This window comes from Kitasatospora sp. NPDC093806, from assembly GCF_040683335.1.
In the GTDB taxonomy this organism is placed as follows: domain Bacteria; phylum Actinomycetota; class Actinomycetes; order Streptomycetales; family Streptomycetaceae; genus Kitasatospora.
In genome coordinates this window covers 1-7450 of record NZ_JBFBDO010000189.1, presented here as the reverse complement: position 1 = coordinate 7450, position 7450 = coordinate 1, and the positions used below count along the sequence as shown (strand labels likewise).

6 protein-coding genes are annotated in these 7450 nt (G+C 73.8%); 3 read left to right on the top strand and 3 right to left on the bottom strand.

Annotated features, from left to right (window positions below):
* Both AB0N76_RS38515 and AB0N76_RS38510 read left to right on the top strand, forming a co-directional pair.
* The coding region (locus tag AB0N76_RS38515) for a beta-ketoacyl reductase (protein ID WP_363565511.1) at positions 1-1715 on the top strand (1715 nt) is incomplete at its 5' end.
* A 140-nt stretch (positions 1716-1855) separates the two neighbouring features.
* Positions 1856-2632, top strand: coding sequence for an IclR family transcriptional regulator (locus AB0N76_RS38510; RefSeq protein WP_363565510.1), 777 nt, complete (start codon positions 1856-1858; stop codon positions 2630-2632).
* A 214-nt stretch (positions 2633-2846) separates the two neighbouring features.
* Here AB0N76_RS38510 and dhaL read toward each other — a convergent pair whose 3' ends face one another.
* The 3 genes from dhaL to AB0N76_RS38495 form a co-directional block, all read right to left on the bottom strand.
* Positions 2847-3473 carry a dihydroxyacetone kinase subunit DhaL gene (gene dhaL / locus AB0N76_RS38505; protein ID WP_363565509.1) on the bottom strand — a complete coding sequence of 209 codons (627 nt, stop codon included), beginning with the start codon at positions 3471-3473 and terminating at the stop codon, positions 2847-2849.
* Between the two features lie 243 nt (positions 3474-3716).
* Positions 3717-4715 carry a type I glyceraldehyde-3-phosphate dehydrogenase gene (gene gap, locus AB0N76_RS38500; RefSeq protein WP_363565508.1) on the bottom strand — a complete coding sequence of 333 codons (999 nt, stop codon included), beginning with the start codon at positions 4713-4715 and terminating at the stop codon, positions 3717-3719.
* A 157-nt stretch (positions 4716-4872) separates the two neighbouring features.
* On the bottom strand, positions 4873-5832 hold the full coding sequence (locus tag AB0N76_RS38495) for a helix-turn-helix domain-containing protein (protein WP_363565507.1): 960 nt from the start codon (positions 5830-5832) through the stop codon (positions 4873-4875).
* Between the two features lie 294 nt (positions 5833-6126).
* Between AB0N76_RS38495 and AB0N76_RS38490 the strand changes: the two genes are divergently transcribed.
* Positions 6127-7450: dihydroxyacetone kinase subunit DhaK (locus tag AB0N76_RS38490; RefSeq protein WP_363565506.1), on the top strand; the 1324-nt coding region annotated here is incomplete at its 3' end.

The following is a 7450-nucleotide window of genomic DNA, read 5'->3' as shown; positions in this document are numbered from 1 at the left end:
GGCCCATGGCGAGCAGGGAGCCCACCCCGGCGGTTGCGCCGTCGGTGCGGGCGGCCGAGGCGCTGGCCACCTCGGCGGGCCCGGCGCGGGTGCTGGAGCTGGACGCCGCGGCCCCGGACCGGGCCGCCTGGACGGCCGCGCTGGCCGCCCACACCGACGGCGCAACCGCCGGGGTGGTCTCCCTGCTCGCCATGGGCCAGGACGGCGGCGGGACCGGGGTCGGCGGCGGCGTGCTGGCGACCGTGGTGCTGACCCAGGCGGTGCTGGACTCCGGCCGCTCGCTGCGGCTGTGGGCACTGACGCAGGGCGCCGTCGAGGTCGGCGCCGACGACCCGGTGCGGAACCCGGGGCAGACCCAGACCTGGGGCGTGGGCCGGGTGGCCGCCCTGGAGCACCCCGCCGTCTGGGGCGGGCTGATCGACCTGCCGGCCACGGGCGCCGACAAGGTGATCGGACGTGAGCTGGCCGCGCTGGTCGACGGCGTCGGCGGTGAGGACCAGGTCGCGCTGCGGAGCGACGGCGCGTACGGGTGCCGGCTGGTGCGGGCCCGTCCGGGCGGGGAGCCGGCCGGCGGGACGTCCGGCGGCTGGCGGCCGTCGGGGACGGTGCTGATCACCGGCGGCACCGGCGGGCTCGGCGCGCACGTCGCCCGCTGGATGGCCGACAACGGCGCCGAGCACCTCGTCCTGCTGAGCCGCCGGGGGCTGGACGCGCCCGGTGCCGCCCGGCTGCGCGGCGAGCTCGAACAGCGGGGCGCCCGGGTGACCGTCGCGGCCTGCGACCTCGCCGACCGCGCCGAACTGTCCGCGCTGCTGGCCAAGTTGCACTCCGACGGCGCCGTGATCCGCAGCGTCGTGCACACCGCCGGCGTGGCCTCCTACAACCCGGTCAAGGACATCGAGCCGGCCGAGCTGGGGCCGGTGATGGCGGCGAAGGTCGAGGGCGCGATCCTGCTCGACGAGCTGCTCGCCGACGCGCCGCTGGACGCGTTCGTGCTGTTCTCATCGAACGCGGGTGTGTGGGGGAGCGGCACCCAGGGCCTGTACGCGGCGGCCAACGCCTTCCTGGACGGCTTCGCGGCCTGGCGCCGTTCGCGCGGTCGGCCGGCCACCTCGATCGCCTGGGGTGCCTGGGCGGGTGCCGGGATGGTCGAGGAGACCGGGACCGGTGAGCTGTTGCAGCGCCAGGGGGTGCTGGCGATGGATCCCGAACTGGCCGTCGCCGCGCTGGTCCGCGCGCTGGAACAGGACGAGCGGTTCCTGGCCGTGGCCGACGTGGACTGGGAGGCGTTCGCGCCGACCTTCACCACGCACCGGCCGAGCCCGTTGATCGGGGGGATCGCCGAGGTGCGGGAGGCGCTGGACGCGCCGGCCGCGACCGGCCGGCCGGGAAAGGACGCGCTGCCGGACCTCGGTGGGGGGCTGCGTTCGCTGGATTCCATCGAACTGTTGTCCGCGGTGACCCGTCTGGTGCGGGTGAGCGTGGCCGAGGTATTGGGATTCGCGTCGGTCGGCGAGGGGGGCGCGGCGGACGCGGCGGAGGTGGGCCGGGACTTCCGGGATCTGGGTTTCGATTCCCTGACGGCGGTTCAGTTGCGGAACCGGCTGAATGCGGCGACCGGGCTGCGACTGCCGGCGGCGGTGGTTTTCGACCATCCGAATGCCGAGGAGCTGGCGGCCTTCGTCTGCGCGGAGCTGTCCGCGAAGACGGTTTGACGGTTTCGCCCCTGTACCACAGCCCGGACCGTGGGATCCCGGTACTTTGCGAAACGCTTACAATGCCGACCGGGGGGCTCGTGAACAGTGACGCTAAATCTCGGAACACTGTTTAGCAAGGGCACATTGGGAGGCTCTGAATGGTTCAGTCGGTGCAGCGGGCGATCCGCATCCTGCGCGAGCTCGCCACGGACGGTCCCCGGCTGGGCGTCACCGAGCTCGCCGAGCGGCTGGGCGTGGCCAAGCCCACCGTCCACGCACTGCTGCGGACCCTGGAGTCGGAGGGGCTGGTCAGCCATGACCCCGAGGGCTCCAAGTACCGCCTCGGCCCGGACCTGGTGGCCTTCGGCAACTCCTACCTGGACACCCACGAGCTCCGCAGCCGCTCGCTGACCTGGGCGGACCAGCTGGCCGCCCGGACCCGGCAGGCGGTGTGGGTGGCGATCCTGACCGGGGAGCGGATCCTGGTCGTGCACCACGCCTTCCGGCCGGAGGGCGCGGTGCAGATCCTGGAGGTCGGCGCGTCGATCCCGTGGAACACCACCGCCCTGGGCAAGGCGATCGTCGCGTGCTCCGATCCGGCGCGGCGCAAGGAACTGCTGGCCGGCGAGCTGCCGGTGCTGACCGGGGCGAGCGTCAGCGACCCCGAGGAGCTGGGCCGCCAGCTCGACGAGATCGCCCGGGCGGGGTACGCGGTCGAGGACCAGGAGTCCACGATCGGGGATGGTTCGATCGCCGCCCCGGTGCTGGACCGCTCGGGCCAGGCGGTCGGGGCGATCGGCATCGTCGGGGCGGTGGAGCACCTGCTCGCCGAGCCGGCCCGGCGGGAACTGGCGGTCGCGGTCCGGGAGGTCGCCCGCAACCTGTCCCGGGAGCTGGGCGCCCGCCGGGGCGGCGCGGCCCAGGTGTACGCCTGACGGGTCGCGCCTGACGGGGTCGCGCCTGACGGGTTCCGCCGCGCGGCCACCCGCCGGCCTGGCGGAACCGGATGTTCCGTTTCAGGTCCGGACTTTCCGAATGAAGTTCACCTTTACCGAACATCATTCGGATAAAATGGGCACTCTTGATTCTGGGCCCGGCTCGTGTTCACCGGGCCGTCGGCGGGTCGGGTCCGCCGACGGACCGTGTCCGTCAGCGGGCCGCCGCGGCGTCCGCCAGCGCGCGGAAGATCAGCGCGGTGGAGGTCGCCCCCGGGTCCTGGTGGCCGATGCTGCGGGTGCCGAGGTAGGAGGCGCGACCGCGGCGCGCCTGCAGCGGGATGGTGGCGCGCATGCCCTCCTCCGCCGCGTCGGCGGCGGCGCGGGCGGCTTCGGCGAGGTCGGCCCCGCCGTCGGTGCGGTCGCGGAAGGCGGCCACCCCGGGTGCCCAGGCGTCGATCACGGTCTTGTCACCGGGGGTGGCGGCCCCGAGTTTCTCGACCGCCGCCTGTCCGGCGGCCAGTGCCTCGGCGAGCTGTCTGGGCGGGGCCGAGGGGGTGTCCAGGGCCTGGCCGATCGCGCGGAAGGCGTCCCCGTAGAGCGGGCCGGCGGCGCCGCCGACCTTGCTCACCAGGGTGGCGCCGGTCCGTATCAGCACGGCGCCGGCGGTGTCCGCCTCCAGGAGCGGGAGGGTGGCGGCCGCGGCGGTGAACCCGCGGTGCAGATTGGTGCCGTGGTCTGCGTCGCCGATGGCCGAGTCGAGCCGGGTCAGGCGGTCCTTCTGTTCGTCCAGGGTGACTGCGATGGTGTGCACCCAGGCGCGGGCGAGATGGATGTCCACGGAGTCTCCGTTCTCGGGTGGGGGCTGGAGCGGTCGATCTCTGGGGATGTCTGTTCTCAGTCGTTCTCGGTCGTTCTCAGTCGATCTCTGGGGGACGTGGGGGTCGAGTGACGGATGGGGCCGACGGTATCGACGGTAACGCATACGGCATGGTCATGACCAAGGAGTCATGGCCGAACGGGCATGCCCAAAAGGCGGTAGCGGCCCGAGTGGGCCACTACCGCCGGGGCGGGAGGTGCGGGATCAGCGCTCGGCGAGCAGTTCGAGCGAGTCCACCACGCGGTTGGAGAAGCCCCACTCGTTGTCGTACCAGGCGACCACCTTGATGTGGCGGCCGTCGACGCGGGTGAGGGCCGAGTCGAAGATGGACGAGGCCGGGTTGCGGGTGATGTCGGAGGAGACCAGCTCGTCCTCGGAGTACTCCAGGATGCCCTTCAGCGGGCCCTCGGCGGCGGCCTTGTAGGCGGCCAGCACGTCCTCGCGGGAGACCTCGCGGGCGACGGCGGTGTTGAGCTCGACGATCGAGCCCACCGGGACCGGGACGCGGATCGAGTCGCCGGACAGCTTGCCGTTGAGGTTCGGCAGCACGTGGCCGATCGCCTTGGCCGCACCGGTGCTGGTCGGGGCGATGTTGACGGCGGCGTTGCGGGCGCGGCGGGCGTCGCGGTGCGGGCCGTCCTGCAGGTTCTGCTCCTGCGTGTAGGCGTGCACGGTGGTCATGAAGCCGTGCTCGATGCCGGCCAGCTCGTCCAGGACGGCGGCCAGCGGCGCCAGCGCGTTGGTGGTGCAGGAGGCGTTGGAGACGATGAAGTGCGTCTCGGGGTCGTAGGCCTCGGTGTTGACGCCGTAGGCCAGCGTGACGTCGGCGCCGTCCGAGGGGGCCCCGACCAGCACCTTGCGGGCGCCGGCGTCGATGTGCGCCCGCGCGGCCTTGGCGGAGGTGAACCGGCCGGTCGCCTCCAGCACGAGGTCGACGTCGAGCTCGGCCCAGGGAAGGTTGGCCGGCTCGCGCTCGGCCAGGACCTTGATCCGGCGGCCGTCGACGATCAGGGTGTCCCCCTCGACCGTGACGGGGCGGCCGAGCCGGCCGGCGGTGGTGTCGAAGGCGAGCAGGCGGGCGAGCGCGGTCGGGTCGGTCAGGTCGTTGATGGCGACCAGTTCGAGGGAGCTGTCGCGCTCCAGCAGCGCGCGCAGCACGTTGCGCCCGATGCGGCCGAACCCGTTGATGGCAATGCGAGTCATGTCTTTTTCCCTTCGAGTCGTCTCCGAGATTCGCAGTCGTCCGGAGTTCGTGCCAGCGGGTTGCTTGCCACGATCCGCAAGGATCGGGACACCCCGGAACGGAGCCTGCGGTAACGGGTGGCCCGGTCGGGCACGACCTACGGGCCGGGCCGCGCCCTCACTCGGTGAAGGCGCGGCGGTAGTCCGCCGGGGTGGTGCCGAGGATGCGCTGGAAATGGCGCCGCAGATTGGCGCTGGTGCCGAGACCGACGAACGCGGCGATCTGCTCGACGCTGTACTCCGACCGTTCGAGGAGTTCGCGGGCCCGGTCGATCCGGGCCCGCAGCACCCACTGGATCGGCGTGTAGCCGGTCTCCTTGACGAAGCGTCGGGTGAAGGTGCGGGTCGACACCGCGGCGTGCTGGGCGAGCAGTTCCAGGGTGAGCGGCTCCTCCAGCCGGTGCAGCGCCCACTCGCGGGTGGCGGCGAACCGTTCCCCGCGCGGCTCGGGCACGCTGCGCGCCACGTACTGGGCCTGGCCGCCGCTGCGGTAGGGGGCGGCGACCAGGCGCCGGGCGGCGTGGTTGGAGGCGGCCACCCCGAAGTCCCCGCGCAGGATGTGCAGGCACAGGTCGATGCCGGAGGCGGCGCCGGCCGAGGTGAGCACCGGGCCCGCGTCGACGAACAGCACGTTCTCCTCGACCTGCACCCGCGGGTACTGCGCCGCCAGCGCCCGGGCGTAATGCCAGTGCGTGGTGGCCCGTTTGCCGTCGAGCAGGCCGGTGGCGGCGAGCGCGAAGGCGCCGGTGGAGATGGCGGCGAGCCGGGCGCCCCGGGCGTGCGCGGCGGTCAGCGCGTCGAGCACGGCCTGCGGCGGCGGCTCGCGGTCGGGGAACCGGTAGCCGGGCACGAACACGAGATCGGCCCAGGTCAGCGCCTCCAGACCGTGGCTGACGGAATAGGAGAGGCCGTCCCCGCCGCTGACCAGTCCCGGAGAGGCGCCGCACACCCGCACCTCATAAGGCATGCTGGGTCGGGTGGTGAACACCTGTGCGGGGATGCCGACGTCGAGGGGCTTGGCGCCCTCCAGTACCAGGACGGCGACGCGGTGCAGACGGGTGACCGGGTACGAGGGCATGCTCAGCTCTCTTCTGCCGGGGCCCGGTTGAGCCGTTCCGTGTGCACGTGTCCCCCAACCGGCGCCGGTTTCGCGGGGCCTCGGCACCCCGCGTGACCATGTCTACACGATCCATGAGGGGTTCGACCGCGCGCGCCCGGCCGGTCGGGATGACCGCTCTGAACAGGCTGCGGTCTAGGGTTTTCAGCCATTCAGTATTGCTGAAAAGCGTTCACGCTGCTTAGTATCGCCGAGGTGCCGGACCCAGTGGTCGAGGGTCCGCGCCGTCGCTGCGGAGTAAGGGGGACTTCAAGCGTGAAAAAGCTGATCAACGACGTCCGTGACGTGGTGCCCGAGATGCTGGAGGGGCTGGTTCTCGGGAACCCGGAGGCCGTCGTGCTCGACGGCGAGGCGGTCGCGGTCCGGCGGGAGCGGGCGGCGGAGGTCGCCGTGCTCTCCGGGGGCGGAGCGGGCCACGAACCGGCGCACGTCGGCTACGTCGGGGCGGGCATGCTCGCCGCCGCCGTCAGCGGAGAGGTGTTCACCTCGCCCTCCGTCGACGCCGTGCTCGCCGGGATCCGCGCCGTCGGCGGCCCCGAGGGCGTCCTGCTGGTGGTGAAGAACTACACCGGCGACCGGCTCAACTTCGGCCTGGCGGCCGAGCTGGCGCGCGCCGAGGGCATCCCGGTGGAGACCGTGGTCGTCGCGGACGACGTCTCGCTCGCCGCCGACACCCGGGCCGGCCGGCGCGGCATCGCGGGGACGGTGCTGGTCCACAAGGTCGCCGGCGCCGCCGCGGCCGCCGGCGCACCGCTCGCGGAGGTGGCCCGGGAGGCCGCCGAGACGGCGGCCGCGGTCGGCACCATGAGCGTCGCGCTCGGCGGCTGCACCGTCCCCGCGGTCGGCCGGCCGGGACTCGACCTCGGCGCGACCGAGATCGAACTCGGCCTGGGCATCCACGGCGAGGCCGGAGTGGAGCGCGGACCGGTCCGGTCCGCCGACGAACTCGTCGAGCTGCTCGTCGACCGGATCAGCGCGGACCTCGGTCTGGTCCGGGGGGACCGGGTCGTGCTCCTGGTCAACGGCCTCGGCGGCACCCCCGCCATGGAACTCGCCATCGTCGCCCGCAAGGCGGCCTCCTACCTCGCCGCCCGCGGCCTGCGCCTGGAGCGCATGTGGTCCGGCAGCTTCCTCACCGCCCTGGACATGCCCGGCTGTTCGCTCTCCCTGCTCAAGGTCGACGACCGGCGGCTGGCCCGGCTCGACGCCCCCACCCACGCCCCCGCCTGGCCCGCCGCCCACCGGCTCCCCGCGACCGGCACCGTCCCGCACACCGCCCCCCGGCTGCCCCGCCCGGAGGCCGACGCCGCGCCGCCCGACCCGCTCGGCCCCGCCGCGCCCCCGCCCCCCTACCTGAGCGGCGCGATCGGGGCCGTCTGCGCGGCGCTGGCCGACGCCGAACCGCGGCTCACCGAACTCGACCGGCTGGTCGGCGACGGCGACCTCGGCCTCAGCCTGGCCCGCGGGGCCGAGGCCGTCGGCACGGCCCGCGCGGGCTACGGGGCCACCCCGGCCGCCGTCCTGCGCGCCGCCGCGGGCACCGTGCGGCGCTCGGTCGGCGGTCCGGAGGAACCGCCGA